Here is a 16,821-nt window from a genome sequence, read left to right as displayed (position 1 = left end):
ATTGTTCAGAGCGACTACGTATCATTTTGACCCACTTATGATACCGACCCCTTGACTAACACCTCGCACATTTTTGTGTCTTTTTATTAATTAGGTGTTAATACAGTGTATTAACCAATTAGTTAAAAAATGACCAATAAGCAAGTTTTAATGATAATAAATGTTTATTTTGGTGCAGAAATAACAACTATAATCAGCGCGTTATTTAATGTTTAGGAGTAAGAACGAAATATAAAAAGAGAGGAAAACTGCGCCATATAAGGCTTTAAATGAAGAGTAAGGATTCACAAATCCTAATTAAGTAGTAAAATTTCAGCGGCGCACCAAATTGAGTCAATTTGATGCACCAAATTGGGAACGCTTACATCCAGTCAGCGTTACGAATAACACCTACCGCTAACCCCTCGATGTTGAACGACTCATGCTCAAGATCAACCTCAATAGGCGAAAACTCTTCGTTCTCAGCGTGTAAAAGTACTTTGCGACCCGCTTTTTCTAGACGCTTAACTGTTACATCTTCATCGACTCGAGCTACAACTACTTGCCCGTTTTCAGCAACTTGTGTTCTGTGTACTGCAAGCAAATCGCCATCCATAATACCAATGTCTTTCATACTCATACCATTTACACGCAGTAAGAAATCGGCAGCAGGTTTAAATAATGAAGGATCAACTTGGCAGTGACTTTCAACATGCTCTTGAGCCAAAATAGGTTCACCAGCTGCAACACGGCCAATTAAAGGTAAGCCTAACTGCTCTGGCTCATCTTCTTCAATTAACTGAATACCGCGACTCGCCCCAGGCTTCATTTTGATCATGCCTTTTTTTGCCAGTGCTTTTAGGTGTTCTTCAGCAGCGTTGGCACTTTTAAAACCCAATGTTTGAGCTATTTCAGCACGCGTAGGTGGCATGCCTGTATCTTTAATAAAGACTTTAATTAGTTCTAAAATTTGCGATTGGCGTTTAGTTAATGGGCGCATACAACTGGTTTTCCATACAGTACATTTAACTGTGAGTATATACAGTTATTTGAAAATCGCAAATTTAAATTAACCCCATCATATTGCTACAAAACTAACATTGAACCACACCGAAAGATGCCATAAGGTATTAGCTTTAATTAGCAGGCTAAGGAAACACAATGAGTATTTGGCACCAACCAATCACGTTAGAGCTTTGCAAAGAGCTTGAACAAGGGATTACCGGTCAAGGCACTTTAATGAAAACTATGGGCATTGAGGTAACTGAAATTGGCGATGATTATTTAATGGCAACCATGCCTGCTATTCCTGAGCATCATAACCCTATGGGCATGGTCCATGGCGGAGCAAACGTTGTATTAGCAGAGACAGTGGCAAGCTATGCAGCCAATTTCGTGGTTGATTTCAATAAGTTTTATGCTGTTGGCCAAGAAATTAATGCCAACCACATGAAAGCGTCACGCAAAGGAACGTTAACAGCAACTGCTAGACCGCTGCATTTAGGTAAGCGAACTTCTGTTTGGGATATTAAAATTACCAATGCCGCAGGAGAGCTTTGCTGCGTATCAAGAATGACCGCAGCTGTTGTAGAGCGATAAATTCAGGCTATTTTTCGACAGGATAAATAGTAATTTCAATCCCTGCGCCAATTGCAGAGATACGTAACAAGGTATCGGCATGCAGGGGTTGGTTAAAGCATTTAGGCGAATTACCTGATTCAAAGCCTATATCAAATGTACGCTTTGAGCACGATAACCACTGTTTTAATGCATTGCGCGAGCAAGACTCAATAAGCTCGCAAAGCTGGTTAATTGCTTTATCAGGAGAGCTGATATCTGCGGTTGCTTCAATACGTGCTAGTTGGCGGTATTCATCTTGGTCATAATGTAAAACCATGGCGTTTTTCTTCAAATCAGCAACAAGCGCACTAATATCGTGCTTTGATTCAAGCTCCAGATCTACATTTAAAAATTGAATTTCCGACATACTCTCGTTTTTACCCTCTATTTATATCGACTGAAACTTTAACTCAGTTTTGTATATATACCAAATCTAGAATACAGTTAATGCGACATTATGCCGCATTGGCAATCTAGCTAAACAACCTAAAATAGCGCCCACATAACAATAATAACGGGGTAATAATGAATAAACGCCTGTTTAAGTATGCTCGTAAAGGGCATAAATGGCTTGGCTACTTACTTGCTTTGCAGATCTTTTTTTGGATTTTAGGTGGGCTTGTGATGAGCTCATTACCACTTGAAAAAGTGCATGGTAAGCATCTGGCTAATCGCAGTTTAAGTAGTCCATTTTTATTGTCGGACTACCCTGCTTCAATTGATAAAATAACAGCGCAATTCGAGCAAATCGAGGGTATTAAATATAGCCATTTTTTAAATACCCCGATTATAGAAGTTACATCCTCTAGCGGTACGTTTATTTTTGATGGCAGAACAGGTGCTAAAATGCCTGCACCGAGTAAAGCGCAAATCATTGAAAATGCGCAAGCTCACCTGCTTATTGACGCAAAAATAACGCAAGCGCAGTTATTAACAAAAGGGCCTAGAGAAGTCGGTCACAAAGCCAATGTTTGGCAAATTAGCTTCGATGATTGGTTAACAACAACCTTATATTTAGATAGCCAAACCGGTAAAGTTATAACTGTGCGCAGCACCCTGTGGCGCATTTTCGACTTTTTCTGGATGCTACACATTATGGATTATGATGAGCGTGAGAACTTTAACAATCCACTACTCATCAGCTTCTCAGCCACCAGCGTAGTATTTTGTATTACAGGAGTTCTCTTGTTACTACAAAACGTTCGAATTAAACGTAAAAAGCCAGCTACACGTGTTGGTCAATCAAAATAGGATTGCCATCTGGGTCGGTGATAATAAAACTCGCGTCACCGGCCTTTTGTATTTCTAATCCTTGTTGCTGAAATTGTGCAGCTAATTGCTCAAAGGTTGCAAATTCATCCAAAGCTTCAGCATTTTGATCCCACCCAGGATTAAAGGTCAGCATGGTTTTATCAAACATACCTTGAAACAAACCAATTAAATGTTCACCGTTTTTCATTATTAGCCAATGCTGTTCTATCTCCCCAGCAAACTCTTTGAAACCTAGCTTTTCATAAAACTGCTTTGAAGCACGAATATCTTTTACATTTAGACTTACAGAAAAAGCACCTAATAACATGGTTGTAATTCCTTTAATAAAAACGGCCTAACAACTATAGCTGAGTTGAAAAACTTTTCCTTTTTAGAATAGTCGCTCTAGAATAGCTGTTCCTGTAGTTCACTGATGTGATGGATATGCGTTTATTTCTATACTTAGCCCTTTGTTTTATTTTCACTTTTCCTATATCCGCTAAAGAGTTTTCGAGCTTTTACAGTGCCAAAAAGCATTTAATTAAGAATCTACCAAGCAATAGTAAAAGCTTATATTGTGGTTGCGATATCAAGCGCCAAGGTAAAAAACTTGTGCCAGACCCTGATGCGTGTGGTTATATTCCTAGAAACTCTGTCACCCGTTCAGGAAAAGAGAATGCTCGCGCAAAAAGAATAGAGTGGGAGCACATTGTGCCTGCCTGGGAGTTTGGTCATCAATTACAATGCTGGCAGGATGGCGGTCGCAAAAACTGTAAAAAGGTCAGTAAAAAGTTTCGTCAAATGGAGGCCGACATTAATAACCTTGCACCTGCTATAGGCGAGATCAATGCTGACCGTTCAAACTTTCGCTACGGCATGGTGTCAACATCAAGTGCAAGTTACGGAGCATGCCCTGTAAAAGTCGACTTTAAGCAACGCGTATTTGAGCCACCCATTTATGCAAGAAAGCAAATAGCCGATACCTATTTTTATATGCAAAAAACCTATGGCTTAAAAATATCTGATAAACAACGTAAATTATTTGAATCGTGGCAAAAGCTTGAAATAGCTGAAATTAGCAATCGAAAGTCTTTATAACTAGCAGCACATTCGTTTACATTTTAGACACTATAATTTATTGCTTTCAGATTAAGTAATTGTTAGTTTTTAAACAATTTATATAAGAAAGGAAGCACCATGTTTAAAAATAACAAACTCGCTTTAGCTGTCTTCTTAGCGGCTTCAGGCATGTCTTTATCTGGCTGCGGCGGCGGTGGCGGTGGCTCATCGAGCAATACCGATACCACGAATCCACCACCAACAACTTCAGAACCCACTTGGACGGCTGGTGTTTTTGAGCCATCAAGCGAATTTAAAGATCAATGCGCTGTACCGCGAACTGGCAATGATCCATATAACGATAATCAACCTTACCCAGATACAGCAGGCTCTGAGTTTACTGAGAAGATGTGGCTACGTTCATGGAGTGACGAAACCTATCTTTGGTACGATGAAATAGAAGACAATGACCCAGATAACTTCAGCTCTGTCGCCGCTTATTTTGATCAATTAAAAACCTTCGAAAAAACAGACTCTGGTGCTTATAAAGATCAATTCCATTTCAGCAGGCCGACAGATGAGTATTTTCAAGAGTCACAATCAGGTGTGGTTTCTGGCTATGGTATCAATTGGGCATTTATCAGTAATGTTCCGCCACGAGAGTTACGTGTAGCCTATTTAGAGAGTGACTCACCAGCTGCAAATGCAGGCTTACAGCGCGGTGATACTATTTTAATGGTCGACGACGTCAGCATTGACACTAATACTCAACAAGGCGTAGATATTCTAAATGAAGCGCTATTTGGGCCGACAGCTGGCGACTCGCACAATTTTGTTGTAAGCAGTAATGATGGCACCGAAAAATCGTTTACTCTAGTCGCAGGTAATATAACCCAAACACCTGTACAAAATGTCGATACTATTACCACAGGAGATGGCACTAAAGTTGGCTACATGCAGTTTAACAGCCACATAAGTATTGCTCAGCCTGAGCTGATAAGTGCTGTGAATAAGTTCAAAACCGACAATATCGACGAGCTTGTGATCGACCTTAGATACAATGGCGGTGGTTTATTAGCGCTTTCTTCACAACTTGCCTATATGATTGCAGGTCCAGCCAATACGAGTGACTATTTTTACTATCAAGTCATTGAAAATGACAAGCAGCCCGAGAGCGACCCATACCCGTTTATTGATATTGAAGTCGATTATTCTACTTTCGAGGGAACAGGTAATATTCTCCCTGACTTAAATTTATCGAAAGTCTATGTACTCAGCACTGATAATACGTGTTCAGCATCAGAAGCACTTATCAATGGCTTAAAAGGCATAGATACTGAAGTTGTTTTAATAGGTGGTAAAACCTGCGGTAAACCATATGGTTTTACCCCAACGCATAACTGTGCAACCACTTACTACACCATTCAGCTAACGGGTGTGAATTACAAAGGCTTTGGCGAATACTCTGACGGCTTAGTACCAACTCCTTCACCGCAATTCGATGCAGATGTAAAAGGCTGTAAACTCGATGACGACTTTAACCACCAGTTAGGTGATAGTGATGAAACACTTCTGAGTGCAGCGCTTTATCATATTGAGAATGATAGTTGCCCAGTGGTAACACAAAGTGTCACAGCTAAGCAAGCGACAACCTCATCTTATGCTGCTGATGAAGCTGGTATTGCGCTAAAAGCCAATACTACACTTTACAAAAATAATATGGATTTAACCCGTCCGCTACCAGCTAAGGAAGGTGATAATGAATAAAGCACTGTTATTAACCTGCACCTTACTGGCAAGCATAGCTGGCTGTAAAAGTACTCAAGCGGAGCAACCGCAAGATGCCACGCTTGTTCGGGTAAACCCGGGAGTGATTACTGATATACAGCAGGCTATTCAATCAGCTAAAGGCGGTGCACTGGTCACCTTAGCCGATGATGTGTTTACTAAAAGCGCAGAGTTGCTGATTGACCACGGCACCAACAAAGGGGCTGATGGCCTGCCAATTATGGGTGCCCATTCAATTCCCTCTGAGAAGTTTGTGTTGCAAAAGGCGGGCGAGCAATGCCTGCTTTACTACCCCAAAAAAGAGCTCCGTATTCCACTTCCTAATGTAGAGTGCGAAGTTAACTAACAAAAAGGCGCAGCTTCAGCTGCGCCTTTTACATCATAGGCTTTGATGAGGGCCAAACACCTCATAATGAATGCGTTCACTTGCAACCCCAATACCCAGTAGTTGCTCTTTTATCATTGCCATAAATGCGATTGGGCCACACAGGTAAAAGTCACCTTTGCTTATTGGTAAGCTTTCAGCGATGTGGTTTACATCCATTAAGCCCGCAAAATCGCCCCTCTTGCCATCTTTAAACCAGGTAACACAATGTAATGAAGCGTGCGCTTGCTGTTGCTTAAATAAATACTCTTTAAAGGCAAACTGCGTCTCACTGTCGCAAGCATGCAGGTAATGAATTGGCTGATTAGGTTGATTACTTAATAGTGTTTCGAGCATCGCCATCATCGGGGTTTGACCAACTCCCGCTGAGATCAATACAACAGGCGAGTCAATTTCGCGAAGCACAAAGTCGCCTGCGGGTGGGTAAATTTCTACCTCATCCCCCTCAGTTAAGCTGTGAAGGTAGTTAGATACCAAGCCTTCTTTTTTCACGCTAATTCGGTAATTACGACCATTACTTTGCTGCGATAAAGAGTATTGTCTAACTTGCGTTAAATCACTGTTTGCAGGCGTTACTTTAATCCCTAAATATTGGCCCGGTAAATACGCCACTACAGGCTTTGTATCGACAGGCGTTAAGGTGAAACTACAAATTTGCGATGACTCCATACGTTTTTCTGTAATAGTGAAAGTACGGGTACCAAACCATCCTCCCGGCGCCTTTTTGGTTTTTTGATATAGCGACATCTCCTCGTTGATACATACATCCGCTAATAATGAATAGGCTTCACGCCATGCATACTCAACCTCAGGAGTAAATTGTTCTGGCAATAACTCTTTTAAAGTCGCAATCAAATGTCCACCAACAATAGGATAATGCTCTGGCAAAATATGGTAACTGGTGTGTTTATGATTAATGCGCGCAAGCGCACCTTTTAACACTGCCAAGTTATCAATATTTGCCGCGTAGGCAGCTAAAGCATTAAACAGCGCAAATTGCTGAGAGCCCGATTGCTGATGTGTCATATTAAAAATATTTTTAAGCTCAGGGTTGTAGCTAAACATACGATCATAAAAATACTCAGTCACTTGAGGGCCTGCTTGTGCAAGCAACGGCAAAGTACTTTTAACAATCTGGATCGTTTTTTCAGATAACATAGTTTTTCCTATTGGAGAGATTAACCGCGGCGACCATCAACACGACGATTCACTAAGATGGGCGCACAATGAAATAAAAATAAGCTAAAGCCAGCAACCCACAGCAACGCACTTAACTGCCATGCAAGGTGATGACCTAAATAAACAGGAAGTAACGAACGTACAATGGCAGCTATCACAATGAGTACAAATGCCAAACTAATGTACGCAGGGGCTTGTAATGCGCGCCCAGTGTGACCATGAGAGACACGTACCATCATGGCGATGATCATCACACCTATGGTGCCAACAGTGATCAGATGAAGCGCATCTTTGAATAAGATAATAGGGCTGAAATAGCTCAGCGCGATAAGTATTAAACCAACCGATAAAGCCCAATAAGCCACGTGTAATGACCATAGCAAAGGCACTTTTAGAATGCCTTTATGCCACCACAAAACACACCGAGCTGAATGTAAACAAGCAAGCCAAGCAAAAACCCAACCAGTGCTCATTGCGCTAAAAAATAGCTGACTCATAAAGAACCACGCAATGGCGAAAAATGAGCTAAATACAACTAAATTATCGAGCTTGGGGGTTCTAACTTGTTCAGTTAGGTTAAGGCCGCGCGCGGTAAAAAATGGCACAACTCGCCCAGCGACAACACCAACTAGCAGTGTCATGATAAGTACAGCAGTATCAACAACCCCCAGTGCCAGCGACATTTTATTAAGTACAACTAAGCTCAAAAAAATCACATTGAGTGCACAGAGCAAAGATGCGATGACAACAAATAAGTAGTTATGGCTGCTTTTCGCCTGTATCAGCATGTCAGCTAGAATAATAATTCCAGCTAGCCACCAAACGAGTTGTAGCGCACTAACAATATAAAGGTTTAGCTGCTCGAACCCTGCAATCTCAATAAAAAAACTAAGCCTTGCAGCAAGCCAAACCATGCTCAGCAAACAAAGCTTAATACCACTTACACTCGCCACACCTGTCCATGTTTGTGCGGCGGTTAGCAAAAAGCCCATGGCAACCACGCCTGCAAAGCCAAACAGCATTTCGTGAGCATGCCAAAGCGTTGCGGGCATTGTTAGATGCCACTGTGCATAACCCGCCAAGATTAAAAACCAGTAACTCATTGCAAACACAGCTAAGGCACCTGCCGCCAAGAAAAAAGGCCGAAATGCTAATGCCCATAACGGCCACTGGCTGAGTTGATAAAATTTGATCTTAGTTGGCATAGGTTCAGTTAAATTAATGACTTTCATTAGTGCTCTCAGCGTTTAATTTCCCTAGCTATTGCACAGTTCGAGCCAAAAACAAAAGTCATTAAATATCAATGTATTAAATTTGGACACTTGATAAATAAGTCAAAATGACACACCATTAAAAACATCAATAAAACACATTCAGGTCAAATTGACATGACGTTCAAAAAATCCCTTCTTGATGTTGCACTTGCACTTACCAAAGCAAGCAGTGTTGATCATAATTTCAGTTATCTGTTGAGTTGCATTAATGATTGGCTTGAATGTGATGCAGTTGCCTTATTATTGAAACAAGGCGATGTGTTAAAGCCCGTAGCCCTTCATGGGTTGTCGGACGATACGTTAGGAAGACGCTTTAAAATAGCGGAGCATCCGCGCTTATTTGAAATATGCCGTGGCAGTGAACCGCTAAAATTTGCCAAAGATTGTGGCCTACCCGATCCCTACGATGGTTTATTACAAAGCCAGCATGGAGACTTTCCTGTTCATGCCTGCATGGGTGTGCCGCTGCTGAGCAGCAAAGACAATAACGAACTATTGGGTGTTTTGACCTTTGATAGTTTAGATGAACATGCCTTTGACGCTTTAGCAATGAACGAGCTCAATCAACTAAAACAGCTAGCCGCAGGTTATGTTGAGCATGCCTTAACCTTGCAGCATTTTATGCAGCACGCACAGCACAACCATCAAGTTGCGCAGCAGCTTAACCTTGAGGCACTAACACGAGAAGGTGTCGAAATTATTGGTAATAGCCAAGTAATGCAGACCCTTAAAAATGATATCCAGCTCGTAGCTGCCTCAGAATTTAGTGTATTAATACAAGGTGATACAGGCGTAGGTAAAGAACTCGTTGCGCGCAATATCCATTTAAACTCAAAACGCCGTGACATGCCGTTGATCCACTTAAACTGCGCATCGTTACCAGAGAACTTAGCCGAAAGTGAGTTTTTTGGTCACAGTAAAGGCGCATTTACTGGCGCACATACTGCTCGCCAGGGTAAGTTTCAACTCGCCGATGGTGGTACCCTGTTTTTAGATGAAATCGGCGAGCTTCCGCTTGCTATGCAAAGTAAGTTATTACGCGTATTACAAAGTGGTGAAGTACAAACCGTCGGGGAAGATCAAAGCCGTTATGTTGATGTCAGAGTGATTGCAGCAACCAACCGCGATTTAAAACAAGAAGTCGCTGCGGGGCGCTTTCGTGCAGACCTTTATCACCGCTTAAGCGTTTACCCATTGTATGTTGCACCACTAAAAGAGCGCGATAACGATGTTATTTTATTGGCAGGCTTTTTTATTGAGCAAACATCTAAAAAATTGGCAATTAAACAACTTAAGCTTAGTAGCGATACACAGTTACTACTGCGTCAATATGATTGGCCAGGCAATGTGAGAGAGCTTGAACATGTGATCAGTCGCGCAGCACTCAAAGCCAAACAACAGCAATGGCAACAAAGCATTGTCACAATCGAGCCTGAGCATTGTGATATTGCTAAAACCGCCGTTGCCGCACCAAGCCCTGTTGCAGTTAACGAACAAAAAGCCACTCGCTTATCGCTGAAAGAGGCAACTGACGCTTTTAGTTATCAATTGATTATGCAACAGCTTGAACTACATAACCTAAACTGGGCTGCCACAGCACGTAGCTTAAGTGTTGATAGAGCCAACCTTGTGCGTCTAGCCAAACGGCTAGGCATTAGCGTTAAAAAGTCTGTTTAAGCTTTTAAATCTTTAAAATAGGCTTTTAAAAGCTGACTAAATGCTTGGACTTTGGCTGTGCGATGCACCAAGTGATGCGTTACCAGCCAAAGATCCGTTGGCCAGTTTAGCTCTTTAGGAAGCACTGGCAGCAGATCAGGGTATTGGCTTGCCACTTCATGCTGTAAACCACCAATTCCTAAGCCTCTAACAATCGCCCGTGTAGCTTCTGATGTTTCAGACACCCGTAACTTAATTTGCGAAGGTTCAATATGTTGATCAACCCATGCAAAATAAGGCACTTTACCGTTATACCCAGCCACCCCAGAAACAAAACTATGTTGTTGCAACTGCTCAATATTCTTTGGCATGCCATACTTTTCAATATAACTTTTAGAGGCATAAAACCCTGACGAAAGTTCAGCTAAATGCTGGGCAATATAGTCGCCTTCATCAGGCCGAGGACCCGCTCGCACAGCAATGTGCGCCTGACCGTGATCAAGGCGTAAACGGTTTTGATCAAGAATAACTTCGAGTTGCACTTGCGGGTGCAGACTTTGAAACTGCTCACAGACATCACTAAGCACATCAATAAAACCACTAACCGTAGTTAATAATAAACTGCCTCGCAGTTGGCTATCAGCGGCAATAATATCGTTGTGAAGTTTTTCAAGTTCAGCGTTAATCGATTTTGCAGTCGCAAACAACTTAGCGCCGATTTCTGTCACTGTATAGCCACGGGCATGGCGGTGGAATAACCGCGCATCAAGGTTATCTTCTAAATTATTGATTCTTCTAAGCACTGTGCTGTGGTGAACACCTAACGATTCGGCAGCAGCGGTTAACGTGCCGAGCCTTGCCACCTCATAAGCGACTTTTACATCTTGCCAATCATCAAATTGAATCGCCATAACGGCTCCTTGTGTGCATATACGCACATAAGTTTTGCGTTTATTTGGCTTTTCTGCAAGCTGTTTTTTGCTACAGTGAGTATATCAACAGCGAGCATATCAATAGTGAAGCTTAAAAAAGGAAGCCATCATGACAGCACCAAAAATTATTGCCCTAGCAGGCAGCCTACGTAAAGACAGCTTTAATCAAAAACTGATTAATGAAGCTGCACGCTTCGCCCTCGAAAGTGGTGCTGAAGTAGAAGTGATTAAATTAAGTGATTTAGACTTACCATTATTTGATGAAGATATTGAAGCGCAAGGTACACCTGCTGGCGCACAATTATTAAAAGATAAGCTTCGCGCTGCTGATGGCATTTTATTAGCAAGCCCAGAATATAATGGCTCAATTACAGCGCCACTTAAAAACGCAATCGATTGGGCTTCTCGTACAGAGCAAGGCGCAGTGCCTGCATTTCGTAATAAAGTGACTGCACTTTATGCATCTTCGCCGGGTGGTTTAGGTGGCTTACGTGGTTTAAATCACGTGCGTGATATTTTATCAGGTATTGGTAGTTTAGTACTTGCAGATCAACTCGCAGTACCTGCTATCCACACTAAATTAGATGAGCAAGGCCGCATCAGCGATGCTGATACAGCCGAGCAAGTTGCCAGCCTTGCCCAGCAACTTGTGAGCGTAGCGAGCAAATTAAATAAGTAATATAAGGGCGTGTTGACCTTTTATGATTAATTTTGCAGCAGTGTGTTTGGTATTTAGGCAAGGCAGAGCCTATGTAGTGTGGTTGTTCCACATAAATAGGCGATAACGCAGTATCAATGCCAAACACGCGCTGCCCTTCGGGTTCTTCCTAGGGACGATTAACTCTTTGTTGCTCGATTTTTACTTAGCCCACTAGGTTACAAATCTCGCGCCGCGATAAAATCGCCCCTAGAGTGAACAAATTTTAATCCACAAAGGTCAACACGCCCTAGCTTAGCTTTGTCACTGCTAGCTTAGCAGCGATAAAGTCTTCATGAGTTACATACAGCAAGCTTGCGACGCGGCGAATAACCATTTCTTCATGCTTATCTAAATTGCCATCTGCATAGGCTAAACGCCACAACAGCTCGATGATTTCAATACGCTGCTCAGCACTGCACTGGGCATTAACTTGCTTTGAAAACTGAAAATAATCTATTGCATCATCTAAGCTTTGCGATGCACTTGCAACTAACTCTTGAACCTCTTCCTCGTTAAGCGAGAAATACTTCTTTAAGGTCTCATTCAGGGTCTGTTGCTCATCATCTTGTAACTCATTGTCTGCACGCATAACCTCAATTAATAACGCAGCAACGGCGGTTTTTAGGTCATGCTCAGCAATGTTAGATTGGGTATCATTCAGCGCTGAAAACAGCTGTTTTATTTTATTGAGCATCACATTTTCCCTTTTTGGGTGTTAGACTACATGTAAGACGTAACGTTACCTTAGTTTGACTATGGATGCTAACTCAGGTTCAACATCTAAATGAAACAAGGTATTAATCACATGGAGTTAAGTGTTTATGAGTGAAGTGAGAAGTACACAAGCACTATTAATCAGCGCCGTTTTAATGTTAGCGGGGTGCAGTAATGCGCAGGCAGCAAAAGGCGAAACCGAAAAGCTCTATGACTTCGACGAAAAAGTCCATTACTACCAAACTAAATTGGCCGACGGCCGCTATCACCTCGAAATTCAGTCTGACGACTATAAGCACTTTCGCAATCAAAGCGTATTCTTACTGCGCCATGCAAGTCGCTTATGTAGAGACAAACCATTTATGCTAAGAGTGACTGATGGGGTGCAGGAGTATGAACGTTTTCCAACTAAACCACGCGCCTATCAGCCACCTTTAACGGTTGTTTTACAGTGTGAAGACGAAGCTAAATAGCACTAGTCTTCATATCCCCACGGCGCGCTTGGCGGCGTGATAGGTTTAGTTAAGTCAAAATCAACACGAAATTCACGCCCTTCACGCACTAAGCGATAGGTAAATTGCTTAGGGTAAATATACATTTGCCACGTGTTACCCATTGATTGCGGAATACCTTGGCTCACAAACAACTCTTTTGAATACTGATCAGCCGGGAACGACTGCGCGTTAGCAAAACCCGCATCAAGAGTATGCCCACCATACATGGTTGATTTATCATCGCTGCCATCTTTATGACGATGGTCATGCTTTAAACTCAAACCACTGCCCGTTTTTGTGATGATCCAAGTACGAGATGCATCATCACCTACATGAAATGGCACTTGTAACTCACGCTCGTTACAACGACGTACATGCATTACTAACTTTTTGCCCGCAAATGAGCTTGGACCAGCAGCGTTATCAACGCTCACTTTACCTTCGTAAGCTTTACCGCAATGGGCAGCAATATTATCAAAAAAGCCATCATGGCTTGGAATTGACACTAATGGTGCAGGTCGTGCAGCCGCTACTGATGACGCTGCCACGAGCATCGATGCTACTAAGTATTTCATGGTGTGTTCCCTAAATAAAATTTCAGCCTAGGCTAATGGTTTAAAGGCCATAAAGAAAACAATTACGATAAGCTGCTAGACAGCGAGTGGTCATCCTGTTTTTGCAACTAATTTGTTGTCATTTTCAGCGCGATCTTTCATTAGCTTGAGAAGTGCTCGGTGAAAATCCTGAAAGATCACTTCCCCCCAGACTCGTGAATAAATGCCAAAGTTAGTGTTATCAAGTACCGTCGTTTTAAGGCTTAACAGCGTTTGATTATTACCACTTGTAACTAACTCATAACCGCCATGCAGCGGCGAAAAATATTCACCACCTAATTTCACATGCTGATCAAGTGCATGATCAGGAATTAACTCAGGGTCAATCTCAAAGTTATAAAGCATTTTCTCATTCGGCAGCCACTCGGTTATCACTTCTTTAAATACAACATTTTTCTGCCACTGGCTGGTTCTAATTGCACCTACCCCATCACCACTCATATCAGCTCGAATTGGCCTAGGAATACCAATTAATTGCGAAAATGAACTTGGATATTCGCCCTCATGAATTTGGCTAACATTAGCTAATTGTTGCCACACAACATCAACAGGCGCATTGATAACAATCGCATTTTTAACTTCGTAAGTTTTCGATAAGTGTAAAAAGTTGAGCTCTAAAGGAGAAAGGATCAACGGCAACAAAGCTACCGACATCACCGCTTTGTTGCTTTTCTTTTCCCAAAGGCGATGACATAGCCCTGCTAACATACCGCCAATACTAGCAAAAAACATAAATGCAGGGAGGGCCATTGCAACGCAGATACTTCCTTCTAAAAGAGTTACTACGCTGACAAATAAGAACACAAAAATAGGCTGCCAAGCGACTACCGCCATTCTTCCATATGTCATCGGCGACAGTTGATTATATTCAAAATGTACCCGTATAAACCCAATAGCCACAGGCACTAAAAACATAAACGAAATAGTAACGAGGCTACCGAAATTAAACGTTTCGCTAACTTCAAGAAAGATGCGCACGCTGATGCCATAAAGCACACCCATCAAGATGCCGATAGATTTAGGAGAAAGAGGCCACATAGTTATTTGTTGTTTTCGTTATTTTACCAACCAAATTAGCAACTTTCTTTTTTAGAAACAAATAAAAACGCGGCCTTGGCCGCGTTTAGGTTCACATGGAAAAACAGGTTATTGCCAAGGGCGCTCTGCTGCTAGTTGCTGCTCAAAAGCATCAATTTGGCTGTTAAGTGTTTCAGTCACACCGATAAAATCTAAGCCACTTAATAAACGCTCTTTAATGTCATGGCGAATATCAAAGTGAATAGTGTCAAACTTATCGCTACGAAGTTGTTGGTTTTCTAAATCAACTTCGATATGAATATCATCATGCTGTTCACTCAGCACAAATAATTGCTCAAGTGTTTCTGCTGGTAATGCGATAGCAAGCATTTGGTTATTGCCGCAGTTATTAAAGAAAATATCGGCAAAGCTTTCCGCTAAAATAACTTCAAAACCATATTGCTTTAATGCCCATGGCGCATGCTCACGCGATGAACCACAACCAAAATTGTCGCGAGTTAAAAGAATTTGCGCACCTTGGTAACAAGGGCGGTTCAAAATAAACTCAGGGTTTGGCTCGCCGTTATCTAAATAACGCCAATCGTAGAAAAGCGCCGCATCAAAGCCATCACGGCTGGTCGAAGTTAAAAACTGCTTTGGAATAATTTGGTCAGTATCAACATTGTTTTTATCTAACGGGGCCATTAAGCCACTAAAAAATACGCTCATTAGGCTTCTCCTCTGATATCAACAAAACGACCATGAATTGCCGCTGCCGCAGCCATTGCTGGGCTCACTAAGTGAGTGCGTCCACCACGACCTTGGCGTCCTTCAAAGTTACGATTTGATGTAGAAGCACAGCGTTTACCGGCTTCTAATCTGTCGTCATTCATTGCTAAGCACATTGAACAACCTGGTTCACGCCATTCAAAGCCAGCTGCTTTGAAGATATCTGCAAGGCCTTCGTCTTCAGCTTGTTTTTTTACAAGGCCAGAACCAGGAACAATCAGCGCTTCAACACCCGCTGCAACCTGCTTACCTTCAACAATTTGCGCGGCAGCACGTAAATCTTCAATTCGGCTATTTGTACATGAGCCAATAAACACCGTATCAACAGTCGCAGAAGACAATTTATCACCGGCTTTTAAACCCATATACTTTAGTGCGCTGCGGATTGCATCAGCCTTGATTAGATCTGGCTCTTGCTCAGGATCAGGAATGAATTCATCTACGCCAATCACTTGCTCAGGGCTGGTACCCCAAGTAATTTGCGGTTGAATATCAGCGGCCTCTAATTCAACAACATGATCAAACTCTGCGCCTTCATCTGTTTTTAGTGTTTGCCAATAGGCAACGGCACTATCAAAGTCAGCACCTTGTGGTGCAAATGGGCGACCTTTTAAATAATCATAAGTTGTTTGATCTGGTGCGATTAACCCCGCTTTTGCACCCATTTCAATACTCATATTACAAAGCGTCATGCGCGCTTCCATAGACAGCGCTTCGATTCCTTCGCCACAAAATTCAGCAACATAGCCAGTACCACCCGCAGTGCCTAATTTACCAATCACCGCCATGATTAAATCTTTGGCAGTAACAGTTGGGCGCAGGCGACCATTTATTTGAATTTTTAATGACTTGGCTTTTTTCTGCTGCAGTGTTTGAGTAGCTAGAACATGCTCAACTTCTGAAGTACCGATACCGTGCGCTAGTGCTCCAAATGCACCGTGGGTAGAGGTATGGCTGTCACCACACACTATGGTTGTGCCCGGTAAGGTAATGCCCTGCTCAGGCCCCATTACATGCACAATACCTTGATTAATCGAATTTAAATCATAAAGTTGAATACCAAACTCTTTACAGTTTGCATCCAGTGCCATTAATTGATTTTTCGACACTTCACTCGCAGCATCTAATGAACGGCTTTTTGTTGAAACGTTATGGTCCATGGTCGCAAAGGTTTTTTCTGGGCAACGTACTTTGCGGTTTTTCTCACGTAAACCAGCAAAGGCTTGCGGCGATGTAACTTCATGAACTAGGTGACGGTCGATATAAAGTAAATCAGTTTGATCATTTATGCTGGCGACTACATGAGCTTGCCAAATTTTATCGTATAAGGTTTGGGCCACTTGCTATTCCCTCATTTTAGTTACGCTGAG

At 42.1% G+C, this 16,821-nt stretch carries 19 protein-coding genes; 8 read left to right on the top strand and 11 right to left on the bottom strand.

Features of this window, described 5'->3' with window-relative positions; all coding sequences use genetic code 11:
* Positions 1-361: 361 nt before the first annotated feature.
* Positions 362-979 (bottom strand): transcriptional repressor LexA, encoded by a 618-nt coding sequence (lexA, locus tag AADY36_RS00975; RefSeq protein WP_054554457.1) that lies wholly within the window; start codon positions 977-979, stop codon positions 362-364.
* 161 nt (positions 980-1,140) lie between these two features.
* Here lexA and AADY36_RS00970 point away from each other — a divergent pair, with 161 nt between their 5' ends.
* The gene (locus AADY36_RS00970; RefSeq protein ID WP_054562879.1) at positions 1,141-1,578 is read left to right on the top strand and encodes a PaaI family thioesterase; all 438 of its coding nucleotides are present in this window, start codon (positions 1,141-1,143) and stop codon (positions 1,576-1,578) included.
* 7 nt (positions 1,579-1,585) lie between these two features.
* On the opposite strand, the gene AADY36_RS00965 is transcribed toward AADY36_RS00970, so the two are convergent.
* Positions 1,586-1,966 carry a hypothetical protein gene (locus AADY36_RS00965; RefSeq protein ID WP_054554459.1) on the bottom strand — a complete coding sequence of 127 codons (381 nt, stop codon included), beginning with the start codon at positions 1,964-1,966 and terminating at the stop codon, positions 1,586-1,588.
* Between the two features lie 158 nt (positions 1,967-2,124).
* Here AADY36_RS00965 and AADY36_RS00960 point away from each other — a divergent pair, with 158 nt between their 5' ends.
* Positions 2,125-2,850: a hypothetical protein gene (locus AADY36_RS00960; RefSeq protein WP_342408396.1), complete on the top strand. Its 726-nt coding sequence runs from the start codon at positions 2,125-2,127 to the stop codon at positions 2,848-2,850.
* Here AADY36_RS00960 and AADY36_RS00955 read toward each other — a convergent pair.
* The gene (locus AADY36_RS00955; RefSeq protein ID WP_054562881.1) at positions 2,825-3,178 is read right to left on the bottom strand and encodes a VOC family protein; all 354 of its coding nucleotides are present in this window, start codon (positions 3,176-3,178) and stop codon (positions 2,825-2,827) included. The two genes, AADY36_RS00960 and AADY36_RS00955, sit on opposite strands and share 26 nt — an antisense overlap.
* Positions 3,179-3,294: 116 nt before the next feature.
* On the opposite strand from AADY36_RS00955, the gene AADY36_RS00950 reads away from it, so the two are divergent.
* The 3 genes from AADY36_RS00950 to AADY36_RS00940 all read left to right on the top strand — a co-directional run bounded on the left by AADY36_RS00950 (position 3,295) and on the right by AADY36_RS00940 (position 6,043).
* On the top strand, positions 3,295-3,948 hold the full coding sequence (locus AADY36_RS00950) for an endonuclease (RefSeq protein ID WP_285221786.1): 654 nt from the start codon (positions 3,295-3,297) through the stop codon (positions 3,946-3,948).
* A gap of 99 nt (positions 3,949-4,047) precedes the next feature.
* A complete protein-coding gene (locus tag AADY36_RS00945; protein WP_342408395.1) occupies positions 4,048-5,676 on the top strand; it encodes a S41 family peptidase in 1,629 nt (542 codons plus the stop codon).
* Positions 5,669-6,043, top strand: coding sequence for a hypothetical protein (locus AADY36_RS00940; protein WP_285221784.1), 375 nt, complete (start codon positions 5,669-5,671; stop codon positions 6,041-6,043). Before AADY36_RS00945 ends, AADY36_RS00940 begins: the two co-directional genes overlap by 8 nt.
* A 33-nt stretch (positions 6,044-6,076) precedes the next feature.
* Here AADY36_RS00940 and hmpA read toward each other — a convergent pair whose 3' ends face one another.
* A complete protein-coding gene (gene hmpA, locus AADY36_RS00935; RefSeq protein WP_285221783.1) occupies positions 6,077-7,240 on the bottom strand; it encodes an NO-inducible flavohemoprotein in 1,164 nt (387 codons plus the stop codon).
* 20 nt (positions 7,241-7,260) lie between these two features.
* Positions 7,261-8,493 carry an NnrS family protein gene (locus tag AADY36_RS00930; RefSeq protein WP_342408394.1) on the bottom strand — a complete coding sequence of 411 codons (1,233 nt, stop codon included), beginning with the start codon at positions 8,491-8,493 and terminating at the stop codon, positions 7,261-7,263.
* Between the two features lie 156 nt (positions 8,494-8,649).
* On the opposite strand from AADY36_RS00930, the gene norR reads away from it, so the two are divergent.
* Positions 8,650-10,212, top strand: a complete 1,563-nt coding sequence (norR, locus tag AADY36_RS00925; RefSeq protein WP_054562887.1) for a nitric oxide reductase transcriptional regulator NorR — start codon at positions 8,650-8,652, stop codon at positions 10,210-10,212.
* On the opposite strand, the gene AADY36_RS00920 is transcribed toward norR, so the two are convergent.
* A complete protein-coding gene (locus tag AADY36_RS00920) occupies positions 10,209-11,102 on the bottom strand; it encodes a LysR family transcriptional regulator (RefSeq protein WP_054562888.1) in 894 nt (297 codons plus the stop codon). The two genes, norR and AADY36_RS00920, sit on opposite strands and share 4 nt — an antisense overlap.
* A gap of 130 nt (positions 11,103-11,232) precedes the next feature.
* Here AADY36_RS00920 and AADY36_RS00915 point away from each other — a divergent pair, with 130 nt between their 5' ends.
* Positions 11,233-11,802, top strand: coding sequence for an NADPH-dependent FMN reductase (locus AADY36_RS00915; protein ID WP_054562889.1), 570 nt, complete (start codon positions 11,233-11,235; stop codon positions 11,800-11,802).
* 268 nt (positions 11,803-12,070) lie between these two features.
* On the opposite strand, the gene AADY36_RS00910 is transcribed toward AADY36_RS00915, so the two are convergent.
* Positions 12,071-12,517, bottom strand: a complete 447-nt coding sequence (locus AADY36_RS00910; protein WP_342408393.1) for a tellurite resistance TerB family protein — start codon at positions 12,515-12,517, stop codon at positions 12,071-12,073.
* A gap of 127 nt (positions 12,518-12,644) precedes the next feature.
* On the opposite strand from AADY36_RS00910, the gene AADY36_RS00905 reads away from it, so the two are divergent.
* Entirely contained in the window at positions 12,645-13,010 is a 366-nt protein-coding gene (locus AADY36_RS00905; RefSeq protein ID WP_055198597.1) for a hypothetical protein, read from the top strand.
* Between the two features lie 2 nt (positions 13,011-13,012).
* Here the strand turns inward: AADY36_RS00905 and AADY36_RS00900 are convergent, their stop codons facing one another.
* From AADY36_RS00900 to leuC, 4 genes are all read right to left on the bottom strand, one after another.
* On the bottom strand, positions 13,013-13,606 hold the full coding sequence (locus AADY36_RS00900; RefSeq protein WP_054562892.1) for a hypothetical protein: 594 nt from the start codon (positions 13,604-13,606) through the stop codon (positions 13,013-13,015).
* Positions 13,607-13,696: 90 nt separating this feature from the next.
* Entirely contained in the window at positions 13,697-14,683 is a 987-nt protein-coding gene (locus AADY36_RS00895; protein WP_054562893.1) for a hypothetical protein, read from the bottom strand.
* Positions 14,684-14,791: 108 nt separating this feature from the next.
* Positions 14,792-15,391, bottom strand: a complete 600-nt coding sequence (gene leuD, locus AADY36_RS00890; protein WP_054562894.1) for a 3-isopropylmalate dehydratase small subunit — start codon at positions 15,389-15,391, stop codon at positions 14,792-14,794.
* Positions 15,391-16,791 carry a 3-isopropylmalate dehydratase large subunit gene (gene leuC / locus AADY36_RS00885; RefSeq protein ID WP_054554474.1) on the bottom strand — a complete coding sequence of 467 codons (1,401 nt, stop codon included), beginning with the start codon at positions 16,789-16,791 and terminating at the stop codon, positions 15,391-15,393. The genes leuD and leuC overlap by 1 nt, the downstream gene beginning before the upstream one ends.
* Between the last annotated feature and the right edge of the window lie 30 nt (positions 16,792-16,821).

The sequence above is a fragment of the Pseudoalteromonas sp. D15MCD-2 genome (assembly GCF_038562745.1).
Lineage (GTDB): Bacteria > Pseudomonadota > Gammaproteobacteria > Enterobacterales > Alteromonadaceae > Pseudoalteromonas.
This window is presented reverse-complemented; position numbering and strand designations above follow the sequence as displayed.

What these genes read in the sequence shown, in the direction of transcription:
- lexA (WP_054554457.1), bottom strand. Translation starts at nt 979, where the DNA reads ATGCGCCCATTAACTAAACGCCAATCGCAAATTTTAGAACTAATTAAA.
- AADY36_RS00970 (WP_054562879.1), top strand. Translation starts at nt 1,141, where the DNA reads ATGAGTATTTGGCACCAACCAATCACGTTAGAGCTTTGCAAAGAGCTT.
- AADY36_RS00965 (WP_054554459.1), bottom strand. Translation starts at nt 1,966, where the DNA reads ATGTCGGAAATTCAATTTTTAAATGTAGATCTGGAGCTTGAATCAAAG.
- AADY36_RS00960 (WP_342408396.1), top strand. Translation starts at nt 2,125, where the DNA reads ATGAATAAACGCCTGTTTAAGTATGCTCGTAAAGGGCATAAATGGCTT.
- AADY36_RS00955 (WP_054562881.1), bottom strand. Translation starts at nt 3,178, where the DNA reads ATGTTATTAGGTGCTTTTTCTGTAAGTCTAAATGTAAAAGATATTCGT.
- AADY36_RS00950 (WP_285221786.1), top strand. Translation starts at nt 3,295, where the DNA reads ATGCGTTTATTTCTATACTTAGCCCTTTGTTTTATTTTCACTTTTCCT.
- AADY36_RS00945 (WP_342408395.1), top strand. Translation starts at nt 4,048, where the DNA reads ATGTTTAAAAATAACAAACTCGCTTTAGCTGTCTTCTTAGCGGCTTCA.
- AADY36_RS00940 (WP_285221784.1), top strand. Translation starts at nt 5,669, where the DNA reads ATGAATAAAGCACTGTTATTAACCTGCACCTTACTGGCAAGCATAGCT.
- hmpA (WP_285221783.1), bottom strand. Translation starts at nt 7,240, where the DNA reads ATGTTATCTGAAAAAACGATCCAGATTGTTAAAAGTACTTTGCCGTTG.
- AADY36_RS00930 (WP_342408394.1), bottom strand. Translation starts at nt 8,493, where the DNA reads ATGAAAGTCATTAATTTAACTGAACCTATGCCAACTAAGATCAAATTT.
- norR (WP_054562887.1), top strand. Translation starts at nt 8,650, where the DNA reads ATGACGTTCAAAAAATCCCTTCTTGATGTTGCACTTGCACTTACCAAA.
- AADY36_RS00920 (WP_054562888.1), bottom strand. Translation starts at nt 11,102, where the DNA reads ATGGCGATTCAATTTGATGATTGGCAAGATGTAAAAGTCGCTTATGAG.
- AADY36_RS00915 (WP_054562889.1), top strand. Translation starts at nt 11,233, where the DNA reads ATGACAGCACCAAAAATTATTGCCCTAGCAGGCAGCCTACGTAAAGAC.
- AADY36_RS00910 (WP_342408393.1), bottom strand. Translation starts at nt 12,517, where the DNA reads ATGCTCAATAAAATAAAACAGCTGTTTTCAGCGCTGAATGATACCCAA.
- AADY36_RS00905 (WP_055198597.1), top strand. Translation starts at nt 12,645, where the DNA reads ATGAGTGAAGTGAGAAGTACACAAGCACTATTAATCAGCGCCGTTTTA.
- AADY36_RS00900 (WP_054562892.1), bottom strand. Translation starts at nt 13,606, where the DNA reads ATGAAATACTTAGTAGCATCGATGCTCGTGGCAGCGTCATCAGTAGCG.
- AADY36_RS00895 (WP_054562893.1), bottom strand. Translation starts at nt 14,683, where the DNA reads ATGTGGCCTCTTTCTCCTAAATCTATCGGCATCTTGATGGGTGTGCTT.
- leuD (WP_054562894.1), bottom strand. Translation starts at nt 15,391, where the DNA reads ATGAGCGTATTTTTTAGTGGCTTAATGGCCCCGTTAGATAAAAACAAT.